We start from the raw sequence: 21,425 nt of genomic DNA on the forward strand, positions 1-21,425 counted from the left end.
CGGCGCACTGCGGCGGATGTCGCCCTGCGGCTTCAGGTTACTCGTGAGTTCCTCACGGTCCCTTGGTGGCAGTTGTGACTGTCGGGGCCGTTCCGGCCCGTGTCAGTCTCTGGGACGTCAAACCGGCCACAGGGGGGACGAGATGAACAAGGGGTACGCCGCTTTCTGCGACGCCGACCGGACGTTCTACGACGCTCCCCACCGGCTCGCCGAGGACGGCGACGGACCGGGCAGGCCGTACGAGGCGGCACGGCGCGGGGCCCCGGCGGGCTGGCAGCGGCACCACAAGGGCGACTGGCTCGCGTACCGTCCGCTCGACAGCCGCCTCCCGGCGCAGGGCTGGAAGATCCACGTGTCGGCCTGTCTCGACAACGCGGAGAAGGTGCTCGCCCAGGTCTGGGACTACTGCGTGCCCCGGGACATCGCCTTCAAGTTCGTACCGAGCCGGTATCTGCTGCACATGCGCAACGCCAAGTACGCGGACCGGGCGGGCAGTGGCAAGTTCATCACCGTCTACCCCGCGGACGACGCGCAGTGCCGGACGGTCGCCGAGGATCTCGACGCGCTCCTGGCCGGTGAGCCCGGACCGTACATCCTGAGCGATCTGCGCTGGGGGGCCGGCCCCGTCTTCGTGCGGTACGGCAGTTTCACCGAGCGCCACTGCCGCGACGAGCAGGGGGAGTTGCGGCCTGCCGTCGAGGATGCCTCGGGCCGGCTCGTCCCGGACGTGCGGGGGCCCGCCTTCCACGTCCCGGACTGGGTCACGCTGCCCGACTTCCTCCGCCCGCACGCCGAGGCTCGGGCCGCCACCACCACCGACGGCGTTCCCTACACCATCGAGCGCGCCCTGCACTTCTCCAACGGCGGCGGAGTCTACGTCGGCCGGGACGACCGGACGGGCAGACGCGTCGTGCTGAAGGAGGGCAGGCCGCACGCCGGCCTCGCGGCCGACGGGGCGGACGCCGTGACCCGGCTGGAGCGGGAGAGGGACGCGCTAGAACGGCTGGCCGGGCTCTCCTGCACCCCGGAGGTGCTGGACTGGTTCACACTGGGCGACCACCGCTTCCTCGTTCTGGAGCACATCGAGGGCCGGCCCCTGAACAGCTTCTTCGCCAGACGGCACCCGCTGATCGAGGAGGACCCGGGGGACCGGGCGCTCGCCGCCTACACGGAATGGGCGCTGCGCGTCCACCGGTTGGTGGAGGACGCGGTGGCACAGGTCCACGCCCGAGGGGTGGTCTTCAACGACCTGCACCTGTTCAACATCATGGTCTCCGAGGACGAGTCGTCCGTGGTGCTGCTGGACTTCGAGGCGGCCGCCCCGATCGGGGAGGGCCGGCGCCAGGTCATCGCCAACCCCGGCTTCGTCGCCCCCGCGGACCGCAGGGGCGCGGATGTCGACCGGTACGCGCTCGCGTGCCTGCGTCTCGCCCTGTTCCTTCCGCTGACCAGCCTGTTCTCCGTGGACCGTGCCAAGGCGGCCCATCTGGCGGACATCGTGGCCGACAACTTCCCGGTGGAACGCTCCTTGCTGGAGGAGGCGGTCGCCGAGATCACCCGCGGCCACCCGTCCGGAACACCGTGCGAGGCGCCGTCCGCAACACCGCGCCCCGCGCCTTCCGGGACCGCGACGCGGTCCGCGGATCCGGCGGTGACGCACCGGCCGGACTACCTGCCCGTCGAGCCGGGCGACTGGCCCCGCAGCCGTGACTCGATGGCCGAGGCCGTCCGCGCCTCGGCACGCTTCGGCCGAAGCGACCGCTGCCTGCCGGGGGACATCGCCCAGTTCGCCGGTCCCGCGGGCGGCGCCTGCTTCGCCCACGGGACGGCCGGAGTCCTGTACGCACTGGCCGAAACCGGCTGCGGCACCTGGCCCGAGGCCGAGGAGTGGCTGCTGCGTTCGGTACGCCGGCCGGCGTCGGGCACCCCTCTCGGCTTCTACGACGGGATCGCCGGCATCGCCTGGACGCTCGACCGCCTCGGGCACCGGGCGGCCGCCATGGACCTGGTGGACGTCGTCCTCGCCGAGTCCTGGACCGGCATGGGACCCGATCTGCACAGCGGCCTCGCGGGCATCGGCCTCGCCCTCGACTCGCTGGCCGAGTCCACCGGCGAGAGCGCGCTGCGGGACGCGGCCCTGCGCTGCGGCGAGCTCGTCGCCCGCGCCACGGCGGCAGACGGCGCCCGGCCCACCCGCCGAGCCGGGTTGCTGCACGGCGCCTCCGGTGCGGCCCTGCTGCAGCTCCGCCTGTACGAGAGGACCGGCGACCAGGCCCTGCTCGGTCTCGCGGCCGAGGCGCTGCACCGCGATCTGGACCGCTGCGTGCACGGCGCGGGCGGAGCGCTCCAGGTCGACGAGGGCTGGCGCACCATGCCCTATCTCGGTGCGGGCAGCGCCGGCATCGGCATGGTGCTCGACGACTGGCTCGTCCACGGCGACGACGAGCGTTTCAGCCGGGCGCGGCAGGAGATCGTACGGGCCGCGCGGGCGAAGTTCTACGCGCAGCCCGGCCTCTTCCGGGGCGCTGCCGGCATGGTGCTGCACCTCAGCAGGACGGCGGCGAGCGGCCCCGGCACCTCACGGGCCGACCTGGCGCGGCAGATCGGTGTCCTGTCCTGGCACGCCCTCCCCTACGAGGGCCGTCTCGCCTTCCCCGGCGAGCAGATGATGCGGCTCTCGATGGATCTCGCCACCGGCACGGCGGGCTGCCTGCTGGCCCTCGGCGCAGCACTGGACGACGCGCCGGTGCAGCTGCCGTTCCTCCCGCCCGTTCCTCCCGGCCGTGTCCACGGCCCCCAGAGCTGACCTCCGGTCATCGGAGGTCATGGCAAGGCACATTCCGTCCCCGAGAAAGGAAACCGTCATGTCGCTTCTCGACCTGCAGAGCATGGAGACCCCGAAGGACGAGCTCACGGACGAGATCGCCACCGGCGGCGGCAGCCGCGCGAGCCTGCTGCTCTGTGGCGACAGCAGCCTGAGCGTCACCACCTGCAACTGACCCGGGCGTCGCGCGGCCATCCCGCGCGACGACGGTGACATCAGTCCGAACGGTCCCGGGCGGTTCCTGCGCCCGGGACCGTTCGGCTCGGACGACGAGGGAGGCCCATGAGCACCCGACGGCCGGCAGCCGCGTACGGCGGCCGCCCCCCTGCCTCGGACGTGCCGCACGAACCCGGCGGTGGCGCCCGCTCGTTGCTGAGGGGCGCGGTACGGGCGTCCGCAGGACGGACCGCGGCGCTCGTCGTGACGGGCCTGCTGTCGGCGGCCGCCGCCGTCGCCCTGCCGGCGCTGCTCGGCCGCTCGCTGGACCTCGTCCTCGCCGGCGCCACGGACGCCGGACCGTGGCTGGCGCTCTGCGCGGCACTCGTCGTCGCCGACATCCTGTGCGACGCGGCCTCCGCCCACCTCAGCGGCACTCTCACCGCACGCACCGCCGCGCGGATGCGCCGCCGTGCCCTGGGCCGGGTGCTCGCCGCCGGGCCGACGGCGGCGGCACGGTTCGACGCCGGCGATCTCGTGACCCGGCTGACGGCGAACGCGACGGAGGCGGCGACGGCACCCGCGACGGCCGCCGCAGCCGTGCCGTCCGTCGTGCTGCCGGTCGGCGCGCTGGTCGCGCTCGCCCTGACCGATCCGTGGACGGCTGCGGTCTTCGCGGCGGGGGCGCCGCTGCTCGTGCTGCTCGTCCGCGCGTTCACCCGCGACACCTCCGCCGGGGTGGCCGAGTACCAACAGGTCCAGGGGCGCATCGCCACCCGCCTGGTCGAGGCGCTCGAAGGAGCCCGAACCGTCGCCGCCGCGGGCACGAAGGACCGGGAGCGCGCCCGGATTCTGGCGCCCCTGCCGGAACTCGCCGCCAGAGGGCGGCACATGTGGCACGTGTACGGCCGCGCCGTCGCCCGTGGCGCGGTGCTGCTGCCCCTGCTGGAGACGGGAGTGCTGGCGGTCGGAGGGCTGCGGGTGGCGGCCGGGGACATGAGCGTCGGCGAACTGCTGGCGGCGCTGCGCTACGCGGCCCTGGCCGCGGGCCTCGGCGCGGTCGTCGGGCAGTTGTCGGGTCTCCTGCGCAGCCGGGCGGCGGGGCGGCGCACCGCCGAGGTGCAGGCGGCACCCGCCGTCGCGTACGGGGGTCGGGGGTTTCCCGAAGACGGTTCCGGACGGCTGGAGTTCCGCGGCGTCTCGGTGGTGCGCGCCGGCAGGCCCGTGCTCCGGGGCGTCGATCTGGTCGTGCCCGGCGGTGCCACGCTGGCCCTGGTGGGCCGGTCGGGCTCGGGCAAGACCGCTCTCGCCCGGCTGGCCGGGCGGCTGGCCGACCCCGACACCGGCACCGTCCTGCTGGACGGTGTCCCATTGCCGGAGGTGGCACGCGGGGTTCTGCGCCGTGAGGTGACGTACGCCTTCGAGCGGCCCGCGCTGTTCGGCTCGACCGTGCGGGACGCCATCGCCTTCGGGCCGTGTGCACCGCCGCAGGCCGAGGTCATCGGAGGCGCCCGGGCGGCGGGGGCGGACGCGTTCGTGCGGCGGCTGCCGGACGGATACGCCACGCCGCTCTCCCGGGCTCCGCTGTCCGGCGGTGAGGCACAACGCCTCGGACTGGCCCGGGCCTTCGCTCATGCCGGCCGGCTGCTCGTCCTCGACGACGCGACATCGAGTCTCGACAGCGTCACCGAACGACAGGTCGCGCGCGCGCTGCTGCAGCAGGTCCGGCCCGGCACCCGTCTCGTCGTCGCCCACCGGGCCTCGTCGGCGGCGCGGGCCGATCTCGTCGCGTGGCTCGACGACGGCCGCATCCGGGCGGTCGGTCCGCACTCCGCGCTGTGGGCCCTGCGCGAGTACCGTGCCGTGTTCGCAGCGACCGACGAACCGGCGGTCGGCCGTGCGGCGACCGACGAACCGGCGGTCGGCCGTGCGGCGACCGACGAACCGGCGGTCGGCCGTGCGGCGACCGACGGCCACGAGCCGGCGAGAGGACGGACGCGGTGACGGCCGGCGGCCGGACGCGGACGGTCGTGGGCGGCGTGCTCCGGCCCCGTGCGGGAAGCGCGCCGACAGATGGTCGTCCTGCCCCCTCGGCGGCCGGTCCCGTCCGGGGGGCGCTGCGCAGGATTCTGCCGCAGGCGGTCCCGTTCCTCGCCCGGCGACGCCCCGCGCTCCTGCGCCTCGGCGGCTGGTCGCTTCTGGAGACGGCGCAGACCTTCCTCGGCGGGTACGCGGTGGCAGCGGCCCTCGACCGCGGGTTCCTCACCGGCAGGCCCGGGGTGGGTCTCGTCTGGCTGGCCGTGGCCGCCGCGGCCGTCGTCGCCGGGGGGACGGCCACGAACAGGGTGTTCCACCATCTCGCCGACCTCGTGGAGCCGTTGCGCGACGGTCTCGTACGAAAGGTCGTCACCTCGGCCCTGTCCGCCGCGGTCGCCGGGCGCGAAAGGCATGCGGGCCATGCGGCCGTCTCACGGCTGACCCATCAGACGGAGGCGGCACGGGACGGGTTCGCCGGGCTGGTGATGGTGACCAGGTCCTTCGTCTTCACAGCCGCGGGAGTCGTGGTGGGCCTCGCGGCGCTGGCTCCGGCGCTGCTGCTGATCGTCCTGCCGCCACTGGCCGCCGGGCTCGTGCTCTTCGCCGCCGCACTGCGCCCGATGGCCACGCGGCAGCGCGACTTCCTGCGCACCGACGAGGAACTCGCCGCCCGGCTCGGTGCCGACGTCGCCGGGCTCCGGGACATCGTCGCCTGCGGCGCGGAGGCGCGCACCTCGGACGCGGCCGGCGAGCTGATCGACGCGCAGACCCGGGCCGCACGGGCACTGGCCCGGTGGGCCGCCGTGCGGACGCTCGCGCTCGGGCTCGCCGGGCAGGCGCCCGTCGTGCTGCTCCTGGCCGCCGCGCCCTGGCTGCTGGACGGCGGGGTCACGGCCGGGGAACTCCTCGGCGCGCTCACCTATCTGACGCAGGCGCTGCTGCCGGCGCTGAACACGCTGATGACCGGTCTGGGCGCGGCCGGGACCCGGCTCCTGGTGATCCTCGACCGCCTGGCCGGCAACGGCGGGCCCTCGGCCGCGGGCCCGGCCACCGCCCGTGGCTCGTGCTCGGCGACGGGCTCGGCGACGCGCTCCCGCACCGGCTCTGCGACGGACTCCTGCACGAGCCCGGCCACGGCCTCCTGCACCGGCTCGGCAACCGCCTCCGCGACGGCCTCTTCCGCGGGCGCGGCCCCTTGCACCGCCAAGGACTCCGAGGCGGCGGGCGCTTGCCCGGACCGGCCGCGCGCGGACCCGCGTCCGAGGCCGCAGGGCGCGTTCACGGCCGCCCGGCGCCCTTCCCAGCCGTCGACGCCGCCCACGGAGTCCGGCGAGGCGGCACCGAGCCTGGAACTGCGCTCCCTTTCCTTCGCCTACGGACCGGGCGCCATGCCCGTGGTCGACGGACTCGACCTGTCGGTGCGGCCGGGTGAGCACATGGCCGTGGTCGGCCCGAGCGGCATCGGCAAGTCCACCCTGTTCGCACTGATAGCCGGGCTGCTCGTGCCGGCACGGGGGGAGCTGCTGATCGGCGGCAGGCCCGTGCACCGGCCGGACGGGGACCCGTACGCGGTGCGGCGGGCACTGATCCCCCAGGAGGCCTACGTGTTCGGGGGCACCCTTCGGGACAACCTGCTGTACATGTGCCCCGACGGGGCGCCGGCCGCTGCCGTCGAGTCCGCGGTGCGCGCCGTCGGCCTCGACCGCGTGGCACACGCGCTGGGAGGACTGGACGCCCGGATCGATCCCGCGGCCCTCTCCCAGGGCGAGCGCCAGCTGGTGGCCCTGGCAAGGGTGTACCTCGCCCCGGCCCGTCTCGTCCTGCTGGACGAGGCGACCTGCCATCTGGATCCGGCCGCGGAGGCCCGTGCCGAGCGTGCCTTCGCCGACCGGCCGGGAACGCTGCTGGTGATCGCCCACCGGCTCTCGTCGGCGCGGCGGGCGGACCGGGTCCTGGTACTGGACGGGGTGGCCGCCACCGCCGGACGCCACGAGGAACTGCTGGAACGGTCGGAGACGTACCGGGACCTCGTGGGGCACTGGCGCCCGGGGGCCGGATGAGCCGCGGGCGCCGGCCCGGGTGCGCAGAGGCCGCCTCCGCCGCTCAGACCCACCCCGCGTGCTGGGATATCCGTATGGCGTCGACCCGGTTGCGCGCTCCGGTCTTGCGGGTGATCGCGGACATGTAGTTGCGCACGGTCCCGTTCGACAGATGCAGGTTGCGCGCGATCTCGGCGATCGTCGCCCCTTCCGCGGCCAGGCGGAGCACGCTGAGTTCACGAGACGTCAGGGGCATCTCCGCGGCCTGGAGGAATCCGAAGGCGAGCGACTCGTCGACGAATCGCTCGCCCGCGGCCACCTTCCTTATGCCGTCGAGTAACCGCTGCGGCCCCGCGTCCTTGCTCACGTACCCGAGCGCGCCGGCGTCGAAGGCGCGGCGCAGCAGTCCGGGTCTGGTGCCCGTGGCCAGCACGAGCAGCGCCGCGGCCGAACCGGTCGCACGCCGGACCAGGCCGATCAGCGGGCCGAGCATCGCCGCGCCCGTGCATTCGACGTCCACGACGCACACATGGGGCCGCAGGGTGCTGCCCTGCCCGACGGCTGCACGCCAGGACGATCCGCTCACCTCCAGGTCGTCCTCCCGTCCCAGCAAGGCCGTCAGTGCGGACCTCATCAGACAGCTGTCGTGTACCAGCAGCACCCGAATCACGCCTCGTCCCCCCTCAACTGCCCTGCCGCTCACCGTGATCGGCCGGACACCAGCGGTCAGTACGTACAGCCGCTGCCCGCGTATCGGACAACTAGTCGCGCCCAGGGAGGCACAGGAGCGCTCACCCTGAGCGGAGTGCGCCCTTTGCGCGCCGGAGCACGGACGGGGCGCAAAGAGGCGCACACGGCGCACGGACGCCACCCGGAGCGCGGCCCGGAGAGGCGGGTGAAGTCGGCATGAGCCTGGGCGACGGCCTCGGGGTACGCCTTCCTCGAACCGGGGTCGAAGACCCGTACCCCGGGTACTGATCTTCTCGGAGAACACCTCCTCGCGGGGGACGCCGTGCCTGGCGAGGGTGGGGAGCCGTGACCGGAGTTCCCGGGTGAGGGGCGAACGCCGTGCGTACCCGATGCGGATGTCGGCGGTCGGGGAATCCGGTGCGAGGGCGAGCGGGACGGGGAGCCGGACCACGGTTCATGAGAATCACGCTGCGTGCGCGGGTTCGCGCCCGGTGGCGCCATGGCCCTGTCGTACGCTGATCACCGACGGCGGCCCCCGGCAGGGCCGTCGCGCGGCGGTGGGGCGCGCCGTACCCAACCGCGGCGCAGTAGCCGCCAACGGTCCCTACTTGCGATCACGCGCACCCTGAGACCGGGGGTGCCCGGCGAGTAGGAGACGTGTACCCGATGAAGCCCCCGCATTCCCCGGCCGCAGGCGAGCCCACCGACCCGGACGTCGACCTCCACGTGCCCGTGCAGCGGCCCGGACCCTGGCGAAACCAGCTTCCCGAGGTGGCCGTGGTCGCGCTGGGCGGAGCGATAGGCGCTTCGGCCCGCTACGGCGCGTCCCTGTTGTGGCCGACGGCCGGCGGCGGCTTCCCGTGGACCACGCTGGGGGTGAACGCGGTCGGCTGCGCGGTGATCGGCGTGTTCATGGTCGTCATCAGCAACGTGTGGGCAGCCCACCGGCTGGTGCGGCCGTTCTTCGGCACCGGGGTGGTCGGCGGGTTCACGACGTTCTCGACCTACGCAGTAGACATTCAGAAGCTGGTCGAAGCCGACCGGGCCCGCGCCGCGCTGGCCTACCTGGGGCTGACGCCGCTGGTGGCGCTGGCGGCGGTATGGAGCGCGGCGTGGGTGACGCGCCGGATCGTGACGTGGAGGCAATCATGACGAGACTGACCGGGCGCGCGCTGCGTGTGACGATCTTCATCGGAGAGAACGACGTCTGGCACCACAGGCCGCTGTACACCGAGATCGTTCACCGGGCGCACGAGGCCGGTCTCGCAGGGGCGTCGGTGTTCCAGGGCATCGAGGGGTTCGGCGCCTCCTCGCTGATCCACACCCAGCGGCTGCTGTCGCTGAGCGAGAACCTGCCGGTCGCCATCGTCATCGTCGACGACGAGCAGCGCATTCGCGCGTTCCTGCCTCGGCTCGACGAACTGGTCACCGAGGGCCTGGTGATCCTCGACAACTGCGAGGTCATCAGCTACGTCGGCCGAACCGAGGAGCGCAAGAAGTGAACTGGCTGCCGGTGATCGCCGGCGCCGCCGTCGGCGCGCCCCTGCGGTACCTGACCGACCTGGCGGTGCAGAAGCGGCACGACACCGTCTTCCCCTGGGGCACCTTCATCGTGAACGTGACCGGCTCTCTGATCCTGGGCCTGCTCGCTGGCGCCGCCACCTACGGCGCCGCCTCCGACTCGGTGCAGCTCCTGGTCGGCACCGGGCTGTGCGGGGCGCTGACCACCTACTCGACGTTCTCCTACGAGACGATGCGGCTGGCGGAGTCAGGGGCGAGGTTCTTCGCCGCCGTCAACGTCATCGCCAGCGTCGTCGCCGGGCTTGGCGCGGCCTTCGTCGGCGTCGCCGTGGCGGAGGCGGTGTGGGCCTGAGCGAGACGGCCACGATCACGCCTGTGGTGGCCGTCGCCACCGCCGCGCCGGTCGTCTTCGGCGCCGCCGCCGTCCTCACCGACACCGGCCCGGCGACCGGACCGGCACACGCACCCGCACCCGCACCCGCACCCGCACCAACGGCAGGGGCCGCAGGCCACCTCCCGAGGGGAAGACGGCGCGGAATCCGTAGCCGCCCAGGCGGTTGAGCTTGGCATGCCTGAGCGGGGAGACGCGGATCAGACGATCGGCGGGACCACCGGCTTCGCCTCGGAGTCATGGACGAGTTCGGCGAGCTGAACGAGGAATCCGAACGTCGACAGGCGGCCCTGGATACGGATGAAGTAGGACCGGCTGGAGCACCGGAAGATCTCCCGGCGGCGCACCGACCAGAGGCTGTGCTCGTACGTGTTCGCCGCCCGCACGAGGGCCGACTCCGCCTCCTCCGCACTGCCCTCGAACTCCGCAACCGTCCGTGCGTCGCGGTCTGCTTCCCCGACACCGTCGACGGGTACGGCCAGCACTATCCACCGGGGCATCCCGTGATCAACTCCTTCCCCTCGGCGCCGTCCTCGCGACGCGCACGGGCCAGTGTGGCAGGCGAACGGCAGCGCCTGAACGCCACCGCCGAGGCCGACCACGGGCCGGAGTCGGATCACCCGGAAGTTCGTGCCGCGGAAGGGCCGGCCGAGGGTGCGGAGTACGCCGCACCGTTCGCCCATGCCCGCGCCGACGTTGCCGGATGGACCCTCCGACCGTGATACTCATACCGGTATTAGTATTGGGTCGACGGACGGCGGGGAGCCGAGCACATGGTGGAGATCAAGACCGATGCCGCATTGGACGCGATGCGGGAGGCCGGACGGGTGGTGGCCCGCGCACTGGCCGCCGTCCGGGAAGCGGCCGGCGTGGGGGTGTCCCTGCGAGAGCTGGACGAAGCAGCACGGACGGTCCTGGCCGAGGCGGGAGCCGGCTCCCCGTTCCTCGGATACCGGCCCTCCTTCGCCCCGGCCGCTTTCCCGGCCGTGATCTGCACGTCCGTCAACGACGCCGTGTCGCACGGCATCCCCACCGGCTACCGGCTGCGCGACGGCGACCTGGTGAGCATCGACTGCGGCGCCCGGCTCGACGGCTGGACGGGCGACGCGGCCATCACCTTCACCGTCGGAACGCCGCGCCCCGGCGACCTCGACCTGATCGACGCCACCCGGCAGGCCCTCGACGCCGGCATTGCCGCCGCCCGGGTGGGCAGCCGGATCGGGGACATCTCCCACGCCGTCGGCACCGTCGCCCGCAGGGCGGGCTGCGGCATGCCCGCCGACTTCGGCGGCCACGGCATCGGCCGCCGCATGCACGAGGACCCCCACGTCCCCAACCGCGGCCGCCCGGGCCGCGGCTTCCCCCTCCGCCACGGCCTGGTCCTCGCCATCGAACCCATGCTGATGGCCGGCGGGAAGGACACCTACCGCACCGATGCCGACGGCTGGACCCTGCGCACCACCGACGGCAGCAGGGCCGCCCACATCGAGCACACCGTCGCCATCACCGACCAGGGCCCCCGCATCCTGACCCTGCCCTGACGCCGCCCCAGGCGCCGCCTGTCCCGGGCCGGCCCGTCCGGTGCCCGACGGCGGCACACCCCTCCACCGCGCTCGGGTAGGGCAGTTATCGCTCTTCGACCGGATCGCCCGGCTCCCAGGCGGCATCGCTCCACTCCGGCGTGGGCTCGGGCCGCGGGGGCGCGGGCGGCGGGGTGGGTCCGCGGTTGGGGTTCTGCGGGACGTTCTGCTGCTCGTTCTGCGAGTCACCCTGCTGCCCGCCCGACGAAGGGCGGGACGTCCGGCCGCCGTTCGCCCCTCGCTGCTTCGGCGCCCGGCTCGGGGTGGCCGACCGCGCCGGCTCCGCCCGGCGCGTCGCCGAGGCGCTGACCGACGCCGTCACGGAAGGGGACGGGGTGGGGGTCGGGCTCACGGTCGCGGATGCCGTCGAGGACGACGGCCCGGGTGTGCCGGTCCCCGCCGGGGACGCCGCACCGCCCTCGCCGCTGCAGGCGGCGGCTCCCAGGGCCAGGGCCACCAGACACACTGCGCTCGGCAGCGCCCGCGAACGGGCGCGCGGCCCCGCGGCGGCCGCACGGCGGAACGGGGAACGCGGCGTGGAGGGACGACTCATCTGCTACGACCTCTGAGGTTGACGGGACCGTTGGTGCGCGTGGGACGCGACAGAGGGTTCGACCGCGAGCGAGCGCGGAGGGTTGTCGTGCAGAGATCACAGAACGGGAACCGTCCTGGCACGGGGCCCGGAGACGGCCCTCCATCGGGCGGCGCACGTCAGGGGCTTCCCGCGCGGGCCACCCGCGTCCGGGCGCGAGGCGGGCCGGGCCGGCTTCCTCATCGAGACCACCTGGCACCACATGGCACCGGTGGCACCACACTGCGCCTCCCGGCGCCACGTGAGTGCCACCCTGGCGCCATCACATCACCCAACAGGCGCACACGCCGACGCCAGGCCAGTGCGCCCAAAGATCACCCCGCAGCATTTCCGCAGCTCAAAGCAGGTTGAACTGCATCCGCGCCACCCGCGGCGCCATTCGGCCTTGCGCGTGGCGCCACAGTGATGCCATGATGACGCCATGGACCTCACCCCGTATGTCGACAGCCTCCGCCGCGAACTCGCGGTGGCCGCCGAAGCCGGTGGCGTCGAAGCCCGCGAGCTGGCCGAGAGGCTCACCGCTCCCCTGGAGTCGGCGACCCGGCTGACCATGCTCAACGTGCTCTCCGCCGCGATGGACGAGATCACCCGCGAACTCGCACCCGGTTCGGTCGACGTACGGCTGCGCGGACTCGACCCGGACTTCGTGGTGACGCCGCCGCCCTCCGACGGCGGCGTCCCCGCGGAGCCGGCCGGGCCCGTCGAACCGCTCAGGACCCCGGCCCCGGCCGACGGCGACGAGGGCGGCACCGCCCGGGTCAACCTGCGTCTGCCGGCCCACCTCAAGGCCCGCGCCGAGGAGGCCGCGGCCCGCGAGGGCCTGTCGGTCAACGCATGGCTGGTGCGGGCCGTGTCGGCCGCGGTCGACGGCGGCACCCGGCCGCGCACGACGGAGAAGTCCCAGTCCATCGGACAGAGCTTCACGGGCTGGGTGCGCTGACCGCACGCCCGCCCGCACCACATCACCCGCACCACTTCACCCACACCACGTCCCACCAGCTGGGACGTCCTGGAGACCCAAGAGGACGGGACAACCATGCCTTCTTTCGACACTCCCGACACGATCTCGGCCACGACCCACGTGGACGCCGGTTCCATCCAGTTCACCGCGGGCAACCGCCTCGACACCGTCGTCGAGGTGCGGCCGCGCGACCCGAAGCGGGACCAGGACGTACGGACGGCCGACCAGACCGAGGTCACGTACGCGAGCGGCGAACTGACCGTCAGGACGCCCAAGCCCAATCTGTTCGGCCGCACCGGGACCGTGGACGTGACGGTCGAACTGCCCACGGGATCACGCCTCGACGTGACCGGCGCCTGGGTCCAGGTGCTCGGCGAGGGCCGGCTCGGCGATGTCCGGGTGAAGACCTCGTCCGGTGACGTCCGCCTCGACACGACCGGCCCGCTGAAGCTGACCGCGTCGCACGGCTCGATCACCGTGGACCGGGTCGAGGGCGCGGCGGAGATCACCACCAGCTCCGGAAGCCTGCGGGTGGGACTCGTCGACGGCCCCGCGGTGCTGAAGAACTCGCACGGCACCACGACCGTCGGAGCCGCGACCGGCGAGCTGCGGGTCAGGGGCGCCAACGGCGACATCGAGATCCGGCACGCCGAGGACTCGGTCACCGCCACCACCGCCCACGGCACCCTGCGTGTGGGTGAAGTGGCCCGCGGCACAGTCCAGTTGGAGACCTCGTACGGCGCCATCGAGGTGGGCGTCCGCGAGGGCACGGCCGCCTGGCTCGACGTCAGCTCGGGATCCGGCCAGGTGCGCAACACGCTCTCCGCGTCCGAGGCCCCGGAGCATTCCGAGGACACCGTCAAGGTCCGCGCCCGCACCCGGCACGGCAACATCGACATCCGACGCGCCAAGGCCTGAACGCCGGCCCCACTCGCCCACTCGCCCACTCCCGCCAGCCTCAGCCTTCGAAAGGGAGGGCTCCATGCCTTCGTCTGTCATGCCCACGTCGAATTCGGGAGACGGTCGCCCTTCGCCGACCGCCGTCTCAACCGTCGGTCTGCGCAAGTCGTACGGCGACAGGACCGTGCTCGACGGCATCGATCTGCGTATCCCGGCCGGTTCCGTGTTCGCGCTGCTCGGACCCAACGGCGCCGGAAAGACCACCGTCGTGAAGATCCTGTCCACACTCATCACCGCCGACGGCGGGCAGGCCCAGGTCGCGGGCCACGACGTCGCCGCCGACCCGCAGTCCGTGCGCGCCGCGATCGGTGTCACCGGGCAGTTCTCCGCCGTGGACGGGCTGATCACCGGCGAGGAGAACATGCTCCTCATGGCGGACCTGCACCATCTGTCCAAGTCCGAGGGGCGGCGGGTGACCGCCGAGCTGCTGGAGCAGTTCGACCTCACCGACGCGGCCGGGAAGCCCGCCCAGAGCTACTCCGGCGGCATGAAGCGCCGGCTCGACATCGCCATGACCCTCGTCGGCAACCCGAGGATCATCTTCCTCGACGAGCCGACGACCGGCCTCGACCCCCGCTCCCGCCACAACATGTGGCAGATCATCCGCGAACTCGTCGCCGACGGCGTCACCGTCTTCCTCACCACCCAGTACCTGGAGGAGGCCGACGAGCTCGCCGACCGCATCGCCGTACTCAACGACGGCAGGATCGCCGCCGAGGGCACCGCCGAGGAACTGAAGCGGCAGATCCCCGGCGGGCACGTCCGGCTCCGCTTCACCGATCCGTCCGCGTACCGCAGCGCCGCCGCGGAGCTGGGCGAGGTGACCCGGGACGACGAGGCGCTGGCGTTGCAGATCCCCAGCGACGGCAGCCAGCGCGCGCTGCGCGCCGTACTCGACCGGCTCGACTCGGCCGCCATCGAGGCGGACGAACTGACCGTGCACACCCCCGACCTGGACGACGTCTTCTTCGCCCTCACCGGCGGCACCGGCGTCCCCGACCAGCCCAAGGAGACCGTCCGATGAGTTCCCTCTCCCTCGCCGTGCGCGACTCGGCCACGATGCTGCGCCGCAATCTGCTGCACGCACGGCGCTACCCGTCCCTGACCCTGAACCTGCTCCTCACGCCGGTCATGCTGCTGCTGCTCTTCGTCTACATCTTCGGCGATGTGATGAGCGCCGGCATCGGTGACGGCGGGGCGGACCGCTCCGAGTACCTCGCCTACCTCGTCCCGGGCATCCTGCTGCTGACCATCGGCGGGACCACGATCGGCAGCGCGGTCTCCGTCTCCATGGACATGACCGAGGGCATCATCGCCCGCTTCCGCACGATGGCGATCCACCGAGGCTCGGTGCTCATCGGGCACGTCGTCGGCAGCGTTCTGCAGTGCGTGATGAGCGTGGTACTCGTCGGCGCCGTGGCGGTGGCCATCGGGTTCCGGGCCACGGATGCCACCGCCGCGGAGTGGGTCCTCGCGGTGGGGCTGCTGACGCTCGTCTCCTTGGCGCTGACCTGGATCGCGGTCGGGATGGGCCTGTCCAGCCCGAACGCCGAGGCGGCCAGCAACAACGCGATGCCGCTGATGGTACTGCCGCTGCTGTCCAGCGCCTTCGTACCGGTGGACGCGATGCCGGGCTGGTTCCAGCCGGTCGCCGAGTACCAGCCCTTCACCCCCGCCATCGAGACGCTGCGCGGGCTGCTGCTCGGCAGCGAGATCGGCCACAACGGGTGGCTGGCCGTCGTCTGGTGCCTGGGCCTGGCCGCGCTCGGCTACTTCTGGTCCAAGTCCCTGTACGACCGCGACCCGAAGTAGCGGGAGAGGGACCGGTCGACGGCAGAGCCGCCCGCGGCCCGTCCCGCAACGGGGCGGCGTACTCCGACACCTCGTCGGCGTACGCCGCCCCGCCGGCGTCCCCGCCGCCGCACTCGCCGGCGGGAACCGGCCCAGCCCACACGGTGGTTCGCCCGGTGCACGACGGCCGCGCGGGCGCCCGGTCAGCAGATTCGCGGCAGCTGCTCCCCGAGCGGCAGGTCCACGACGCGCGTGCCTCCCAGCCCCGTACGGGCGACCACCATCCCGGGATGGGCCGCCACCGCCTCGCCGATCACCGCGGCCTCCCTGCCGAGCGGGTGCGCGCGCATGGCCGCGAGTACGGCGTCCGCGTGCTCACGTGGGACGAACGCGACGAGCTTGCCCTCGTTGGCGACGTACATCGGGTCGAGGCCGAGCACGGCGCAGGCGTTCGCCACGGGAGCCGGGACCGGAACGGCCCGCTCCTGGACGACGACGCCCGTGCCGGAGGCCGACGCGATCTCGTTGAGCGCGGCGGCCAGTCCCCCGCGGGTCGGGTCCCGCAGGACGTGCAGATCCCGTGTGACGGCGAGCATCGCCTCGACGAGCCCGGCGAGCGCGGCGCAGTCGCTCTCGATCTCGACCCCGAACTCCAGACCCTCGCGCACGCTCATGACGGCGACGCCGTGGACGCCGATCGTTCCGCTGACGATCACGACGTCACCGGGGACGACACGCTGCGGCCGCAGATCGACCCCGGGCGGGATCAGGCCGATGCCGGAGGTGTTGATGTACACGCCGTCGCCGTGGCCCGCTTCGACGACCTTGGTGTCGCCGGTCGCCACTTCCACGCCCGCCGCGCGGGCCGCCTCGCCGAGGGCCTCGGCCACCCGCCGCACGACCTCGGTCTCGACTCCCTCCTCGAGGATGAACGCGCTGGACAGGAACGCGGGCCGGGCACCGCTCATGGCGAGGTCGTTGACGGTGCCGTTGACGGCGAGGTCCCCGATGCTCCCGCCCGGGAAGAACAGCGGGCGCACCACGAACGAGTCGGTGGAGAACGCGAGCCGTGCGCCGCCCAGTTCGACCGTCGCGGAGTCGCCCATGGCGGAGAGCGCGGGACCGCCGTAGGCGGGCGCGAACACGTCGCGGACCAGTTCGGCGGACAGCGCGCCGCCACCGCCGTGGCCCATCACCACACGGGAACCGTCGCGATGCGGCAGCGGGCACGTCCACGCGAGGACGTCCGGGGCTTCGGTGGTCTCAGACAACGGGGCTGCCCTCCGGGGAACGCGACGCGGCGGCCGGCAGGTCCAGCCGCCGGTAGAGGTAGTAGGCCGCGCAGGCTCCCTCGCTGGAGACCATGGTGGCCCCCAGCGGGGTGCGCGGGGTGCAGACGGTGCCGAACGCCTCGCACTCGTGGGGTTTCAGCAGACCTTGCAGGACCTCGCCACTGCGGCAGGCCGCCGGTTCGCGGGTGTCGATGCCGGTCACCTGGAAGCGGTGCTCGGCGTCGTACTCCCGGTACCGGGACGACAGCCGCCAGCCGCTGTCGGGGATGACGCCGATTCCGCGCCAGGCGCGGTCGGTGACCTCGAAGACGTCGGCGAGCATCGCCCGGGCCGCGGGATTCCCCTCCGGCCGGACCGCGCGCGGGTAGGCGTTGTCCACGGTGTGCTCGCCACGCTCCAGCTGCAGGACCGTGCGGCGTACGCCCTCGAGGATGTCCAGGGGCTCGAAGCCCGTGACGACGATCGGGACCCGGTGCCGCTCGGCGAGTACGGGGTACTCGTCCGTGCCCATGACGCTGCACACGTGTCCGGCCGCGAGGAAGGCCTGGACACGGCAGTTCGGGGACCGCATGATCGCCTCGATCGCGGGGGGCACGCGCACATGGGACACCAGCAGGCTGAAGTTCGGAATGCCGAGCCTGCGCGCCTGATACACCGTCATGGCGTTGGGCGGGGCGGTGGTCTCGAAGCCGATGCCGAAGAACACGACCTCACGGTCCGGGTTCTGCTGAGCGACACGGAGCGCGTCGAGCGGGGAGTACACCACCCGCACGTCACCGCCCTCGCCGCGTACCTGGAACAGGTCACGGCCGGTACCCGGCACCCGGAGCATGTCGCCGAAGGAACAGAAGATCACCCCGGGGCGGGACGCGATCTCCAGCGCCTTGTCGATGACCTCCAGCGGGGTGACGCAGACGGGGCAGCCGGGGCCGTGGATCAGTTCGACCTCGTCCGGGAGGAGTTGGTCGATGCCGTGCCGGATGATGGTGTGGGTCTGGCCCCCGCACACCTCCATCAGCGCCCACGGCCGGGTCACCGCGGCGCGGATCTCGTCGAGCAGGCGCTCGGCCAGCGACGGGTCCTGGAACTCCTCGATGTACTTCACTGCCGGGCCTCCTCGAGGGACTCGCCGGACCCTTCGGGCCCGCCGGACTCGTCCGGGTCGCCGAACTCCTCCTGGAGCAGCCCGAGGTTCTCGAACAGTTCCAGGGTCCGCCGTGCCGACTCCTCGTCGAGCCGCTGCAGCGCGAACCCCACGTGGACGATGGCGTACTCACCGACCCGTAGGTCCGGCAGGTACTCCAGGCACACCTCCTTGACCACCCCGCCGAAGTCGACGGTGGCCATGCGGGTGCCGTCCCGGTCCTCGATCTCCAGCACCCTGCCGGGTACCGCCAGGCACATACGTCTCTCCTCGCTGTCGTGCTGTGTGCGGCCGCTCAGCCGGTCCCGCCCGCTGCGCGGGCGGCGACGACGAGCTGACCGAGCGCCAGTCCTCCGTCGTTGGGCGGGATCCGGTGGTGCCGCAGTACGGTGAAGCCGTCCTCCCGCAGGCCCGCGGCGCACGCGGAGGAGAGCACCGCGTTGGCGAACACTCCCCCGGTCAGCGCCACGGTCTCCAGCCCGTGCCGCTCCCGTGCCAGGGCGCAGACCCTGCGGACGAGCGCGGCCACCGAGGCGTGGAAGCGCCCGGCGATCACGGGCGCCGGCACACCGGCGCGTACGTCCTCGACGACGGCCGCCAGGACGGGTTCGGGGTCGGCGGTCATCGAGGCGGCCGGGCCGCCGCCCGCCGGAAGCAGCCCGAAGGAGTAGGGCTGGCCGTACGCTCCGTCGGCCCGCACCGCGGCCGCTTCGAGTTCGATCGCGGCCTGGGCCTCGTAGCGCGCCAGGTGGCACACGCCCGCGAGGGAGGAGACCGCGTCGAAGAGCCGGCCCATGCTGGAGGTCGGGACGCAGTTGAGGTTGCGCTCCAACTGCTTGCGCAGCAGCGGGAGTTCCTGCTCCGGGCAGGCGGCCGTGCACGGGAGGTCGCCGCTCCAGCCGATACCAGCCGCGTGCAGATGGGCCAGCGCCATGCGGTAGGGGCGCTGCACGGCCGAGTCGCCGCCGGGCAGTGGCACGTAGCCGAGGTGGGCGCAGCGGTGGAAGCCGTCGTAGTCGGCGAGCAGGATCTCCCCGCCCCACACGGCGCCGTCGTCCCCGTAGCCGGTGCCGTCGAAGGCGACGCCGATAACGGGGCGGCTCCCGTCCAGGCCGTGTTCGGCCATGGTGGAGGCGATGTGCGCGTGGTGGTGCTGAACGCGCACGACGGGCCGCTCCCCGGCGTTGTGCCGGGCCCACCGGGCGGAGCGGTACCCGGGGTGACGGTCGACGGCGAGCAGCTCCGGCCGCACTCCCGTGATCTCCTCCAACTGCTCCTCGGCGCAGGCGAATGCGTGCTGGGTGGCGAGGTCGTCCATGTCGCCGATGTGCGCGGACAGCCACGCCTTGCGGTCCCTGCCCAGGCAGAAGGTGTTCTTGAGGTCGCCGCCGACCGCGAGGGCGGGCGGGACCGGCAGCGGCAGGGTGACCGGCAGCGGTGCGTGCCCCCGGGAACGGCGCAGTGTCAGGAGTTCCCCGTCGCAGACGCGCACCACCGAGTCGTCGCAGGGGACGTGGATGGGACGGTCGTGCAGCAGCCAGGCGTCGGCGAGGTCCGCCAGCCGTTCGAGGGCCTCCCCGTCGTCGGTGACGATCGGCTCCCCCGCCAGGTTGCCGCTGGTCATCACGAGGAGCCGGGGGCCCGCGTGCTCCTCGCCCGGAAGTCCCAGCAGGAGCTGGTGCACTGGGGTGTACGGCAGCATCACGCCGAGGTCGGGGCTGCCGGGGGCGACCCCGTCCACCGGGCGCGGGGCTCCGGGCGGCGCCTCCAGGGGCGTCGTGCGGCGTCGCATCAAAACGATGGGGCGGACCGCACCGGTGAGCAGTTCCCGTTCCGCGGCGCCGAGGTGGACCAGGTGCTCGATGTCCCCGATCTCCCTGGCCATCAGGGCGAACGGCTTGTCGCCGCGGGCCTTGCGGCGGCGCAGCAGTGCCACGGCGCCCTTGTTGGCGGCGTCGCAGGCGAGGTGGTAGCCGCCGAGGCCCTTGACGGCGAGGATCGCCCCGTCGGAGAGCAGTTCGCGGGCTTCCCGGACCGGGTCGGCGACGACCGGCCCGCCGAGGCTGCGGTCGTTGGGGTCCGGCGCGACCACGTGCCGCGGGCGGAGCCCCGGGGCGGCGGGAGCCACGATCATCCGCAGCCGCGGTCCGCAGGAAGGGCAGGCGACGGGCTGGGCGTGGAAGCGGCGGTCGCCCGGGTCGGAGTACTCCCGCGCGCAGTCCGGGCACATCGGGAAGTCGGCCATCGTCGTGTGTTCGCGGTCGTAGGGCAGGCCCGTGACGATGGTGAAGCGCGGACCGCAGTGCGTACAGGTGATGAAGGGGTGCCGGTGGCGCCGGTCGCCCGGATCGGCCAGCTCGCGGAGGCAGTCGGCGCAGGTGGCGGTGTCCGGGGAGACCAGGGTGCGGACGGGCCCGCCCTTGTCGGAGGCGACGATGAGGAATCCGCTGTCCCCGGCGACGGGGACCTCCTGGTCGTGGACGGACTCCACGAGTGCGAGGGGCGGGGCCTCATCGGCGATCCGGGCGCAGAAGCGGGCCACGGCGACCGGCGCGCCCTCGACCTCGGCGACGACGCCGTCGCCGGTGTTGGTGACATGGCCCGTCAGGTGCAGCCCCGTCGCGAGGTTGTGGAGGAACGGGCGGAAGCCGACCCCCTGCACCACGCCCCGCACGGTGACCCGGCGCCGCTGGACGGACGCGGGGGCGACGGGCCCGGGCCGGGAGGCGGCCGGGCCCGGCGCGGACGTGGTCATGCCCGGGCCTGTGCCATCACCGGCATGTGGACCGCGGTGCCTTCCGCGGCGGCGAGTGCCCGGTCGAGCAGCACTCCGGTGCCGGCGCCGGTGCGCGCGGAGGTGAGGACCACGTCCACGCCCGGGTTGACCTGCTCGACGTTGGCGCGGAAGGCGGCCTCGTCGAAGCCGACGGCCTCCGCGATGTCGGTCTTGGTGACGATCACGAGGTGGGCGAGCCCGAAGGCCGTGGGGTACTTCAGCGGCTTGTCCTCGCCCTCGGTGACGGAGGCCAGCACGACCCTCAGCGCCTCTCCGAGGTCGTACGAGGCGGGGCACACGAGGTTGCCGACGTTCTCGACGAAGACCAGCCGGGTGTCCTCGGCCAGCCAGCCGTGGAGGTGTCCGGCGAGCATGTCCGCCTCGAGGTGGCAGAGGCCGTCGGTGAGCACCTGCTTGACGGGCAGTCCGGAGCGGGCGAGGCGTACGGCGTCGTTCTCGGTGGCGAGATCGGCCGTCAGGGCCGCGGCCGTGACGCCCCGTTCCCGCGCCAGCAGGAGTTCGCCCTCCAGCAGCGCGGTCTTGCCGCTGCCGGGGCTGGACAGCACGTTGACGACGGCCGTCCCGCGCGCGGCCAGCTCCTTGCGCAGGACCTCGGCTGTCGCGTCGTTCTTGGCGAGCACCGCCTGCTGCAGATCGACAACACGGCACAT

20 protein-coding genes are annotated in these 21,425 nt (G+C 73.3%); 13 read left to right on the plus strand and 7 right to left on the minus strand.

The genetic code is table 11. The features are described 5' to 3' along the window. Positions 1–142 precede the first annotated feature (142 nt). From lanKC to BLT82_RS06475, 4 genes are all read left to right on the plus strand, one after another. Entirely contained in the window at positions 143–2,806 is a 2,664-nt protein-coding gene (lanKC, locus tag BLT82_RS06460) for a class III lanthionine synthetase LanKC (RefSeq protein WP_093652863.1), read from the plus strand. A 58-nt stretch (positions 2,807–2,864) separates the two neighbouring features. Beyond that, positions 2,865–2,999 (plus strand): SapB/AmfS family lanthipeptide, encoded by a 135-nt coding sequence (locus tag BLT82_RS06465; protein WP_093652864.1) that lies wholly within the window; start codon positions 2,865–2,867, stop codon positions 2,997–2,999. Between the two features lie 107 nt (positions 3,000–3,106). Continuing rightward, positions 3,107–4,984: an ABC transporter transmembrane domain-containing protein gene (locus BLT82_RS06470; RefSeq protein WP_093652865.1), complete on the plus strand. Its 1,878-nt coding sequence runs from the start codon at positions 3,107–3,109 to the stop codon at positions 4,982–4,984. A gap of 122 nt (positions 4,985–5,106) precedes the next feature. Further along, positions 5,107–7,077, plus strand: coding sequence for an ATP-binding cassette domain-containing protein (locus BLT82_RS06475; protein ID WP_244291876.1), 1,971 nt, complete (start codon positions 5,107–5,109; stop codon positions 7,075–7,077). Positions 7,078–7,120: 43 nt separating this feature from the next. On the opposite strand, the gene BLT82_RS06480 is transcribed toward BLT82_RS06475, so the two are convergent. Continuing rightward, on the minus strand, positions 7,121–7,690 hold the full coding sequence (locus BLT82_RS06480; RefSeq protein ID WP_093653006.1) for a response regulator transcription factor: 570 nt from the start codon (positions 7,688–7,690) through the stop codon (positions 7,121–7,123). A gap of 722 nt (positions 7,691–8,412) precedes the next feature. On the opposite strand from BLT82_RS06480, the gene crcB (BLT82_RS06485) reads away from it, so the two are divergent. Genes crcB (BLT82_RS06485) through crcB (BLT82_RS06495) form a run of 3 tightly spaced genes read left to right on the plus strand, consistent with a single transcriptional unit; the run spans position 8,413 to position 9,619 of the window. Continuing rightward, the gene (gene crcB, locus BLT82_RS06485; protein WP_093652866.1) at positions 8,413–8,898 is read left to right on the plus strand and encodes a fluoride efflux transporter CrcB; all 486 of its coding nucleotides are present in this window, start codon (positions 8,413–8,415) and stop codon (positions 8,896–8,898) included. Continuing rightward, complete coding sequence (locus BLT82_RS06490; RefSeq protein WP_093652867.1) at positions 8,895–9,248, plus strand: DUF190 domain-containing protein; 354 nt, start codon at positions 8,895–8,897, stop codon at positions 9,246–9,248. The genes crcB (BLT82_RS06485) and BLT82_RS06490 overlap by 4 nt, the downstream gene beginning before the upstream one ends. Then, on the plus strand, positions 9,245–9,619 hold the full coding sequence (crcB, locus tag BLT82_RS06495) for a fluoride efflux transporter CrcB (protein ID WP_093652868.1): 375 nt from the start codon (positions 9,245–9,247) through the stop codon (positions 9,617–9,619). The genes BLT82_RS06490 and crcB (BLT82_RS06495) overlap by 4 nt, the downstream gene beginning before the upstream one ends. Before the next feature lie 239 nt (positions 9,620–9,858). Here the strand turns inward: crcB (BLT82_RS06495) and BLT82_RS06500 are convergent, their stop codons facing one another. Further along, on the minus strand, positions 9,859–10,158 hold the full coding sequence (locus BLT82_RS06500; protein WP_143041475.1) for a hypothetical protein: 300 nt from the start codon (positions 10,156–10,158) through the stop codon (positions 9,859–9,861). Positions 10,159–10,431: 273 nt separating this feature from the next. Here BLT82_RS06500 and map point away from each other — a divergent pair, with 273 nt between their 5' ends. From map to BLT82_RS06535, 6 genes are all read left to right on the plus strand, one after another. After that, positions 10,432–11,199 carry a type I methionyl aminopeptidase gene (map, locus tag BLT82_RS06510; protein WP_093652871.1) on the plus strand — a complete coding sequence of 256 codons (768 nt, stop codon included), beginning with the start codon at positions 10,432–10,434 and terminating at the stop codon, positions 11,197–11,199. A gap of 185 nt (positions 11,200–11,384) precedes the next feature. Beyond that, positions 11,385–11,807 carry a hypothetical protein gene (locus BLT82_RS06515; RefSeq protein WP_143041476.1) on the plus strand — a complete coding sequence of 141 codons (423 nt, stop codon included), beginning with the start codon at positions 11,385–11,387 and terminating at the stop codon, positions 11,805–11,807. A 444-nt stretch (positions 11,808–12,251) separates the two neighbouring features. Continuing rightward, positions 12,252–12,770 (plus strand): toxin-antitoxin system HicB family antitoxin, encoded by a 519-nt coding sequence (locus BLT82_RS06520; protein WP_093652873.1) that lies wholly within the window; start codon positions 12,252–12,254, stop codon positions 12,768–12,770. A 96-nt stretch (positions 12,771–12,866) separates the two neighbouring features. After that, positions 12,867–13,709, plus strand: a complete 843-nt coding sequence (locus tag BLT82_RS06525; protein ID WP_093652874.1) for a DUF4097 family beta strand repeat-containing protein — start codon at positions 12,867–12,869, stop codon at positions 13,707–13,709. Between the two features lie 64 nt (positions 13,710–13,773). Beyond that, positions 13,774–14,775: an ATP-binding cassette domain-containing protein gene (locus tag BLT82_RS06530; protein ID WP_208867741.1), complete on the plus strand. Its 1,002-nt coding sequence runs from the start codon at positions 13,774–13,776 to the stop codon at positions 14,773–14,775. Continuing rightward, on the plus strand, positions 14,772–15,563 hold the full coding sequence (locus BLT82_RS06535) for an ABC transporter permease (protein WP_093652876.1): 792 nt from the start codon (positions 14,772–14,774) through the stop codon (positions 15,561–15,563). The genes BLT82_RS06530 and BLT82_RS06535 overlap by 4 nt, the downstream gene beginning before the upstream one ends. A gap of 182 nt (positions 15,564–15,745) precedes the next feature. On the opposite strand, the gene hypE is transcribed toward BLT82_RS06535, so the two are convergent. From hypE to hypB, 5 genes are read right to left on the minus strand one after another with little or no spacing between them, the layout of a single operon-like run. After that, a complete protein-coding gene (gene hypE / locus BLT82_RS06540; RefSeq protein WP_093652877.1) occupies positions 15,746–16,813 on the minus strand; it encodes a hydrogenase expression/formation protein HypE in 1,068 nt (355 codons plus the stop codon). After that, positions 16,806–17,939: a hydrogenase formation protein HypD gene (gene hypD / locus BLT82_RS06545; RefSeq protein WP_093652878.1), complete on the minus strand. Its 1,134-nt coding sequence runs from the start codon at positions 17,937–17,939 to the stop codon at positions 16,806–16,808. Before hypD ends, hypE begins: the two co-directional genes overlap by 8 nt. Next, the gene (locus BLT82_RS06550; RefSeq protein WP_093652879.1) at positions 17,936–18,238 is read right to left on the minus strand and encodes a HypC/HybG/HupF family hydrogenase formation chaperone; all 303 of its coding nucleotides are present in this window, start codon (positions 18,236–18,238) and stop codon (positions 17,936–17,938) included. The genes hypD and BLT82_RS06550 overlap by 4 nt, the downstream gene beginning before the upstream one ends. Positions 18,239–18,273: 35 nt before the next feature. Continuing rightward, complete coding sequence (gene hypF / locus BLT82_RS06555) at positions 18,274–20,733, minus strand: carbamoyltransferase HypF (protein WP_093652880.1); 2,460 nt, start codon at positions 20,731–20,733, stop codon at positions 18,274–18,276. Beyond that, positions 20,730–21,425: a hydrogenase nickel incorporation protein HypB gene (gene hypB / locus BLT82_RS06560; protein WP_093652881.1), complete on the minus strand. Its 696-nt coding sequence runs from the start codon at positions 21,423–21,425 to the stop codon at positions 20,730–20,732. Before hypB ends, hypF begins: the two co-directional genes overlap by 4 nt.

The organism is Streptomyces wuyuanensis, from assembly GCF_900103455.1.
Taxonomy (GTDB): Bacteria; Actinomycetota; Actinomycetes; order Streptomycetales; family Streptomycetaceae; genus Streptomyces; species Streptomyces wuyuanensis.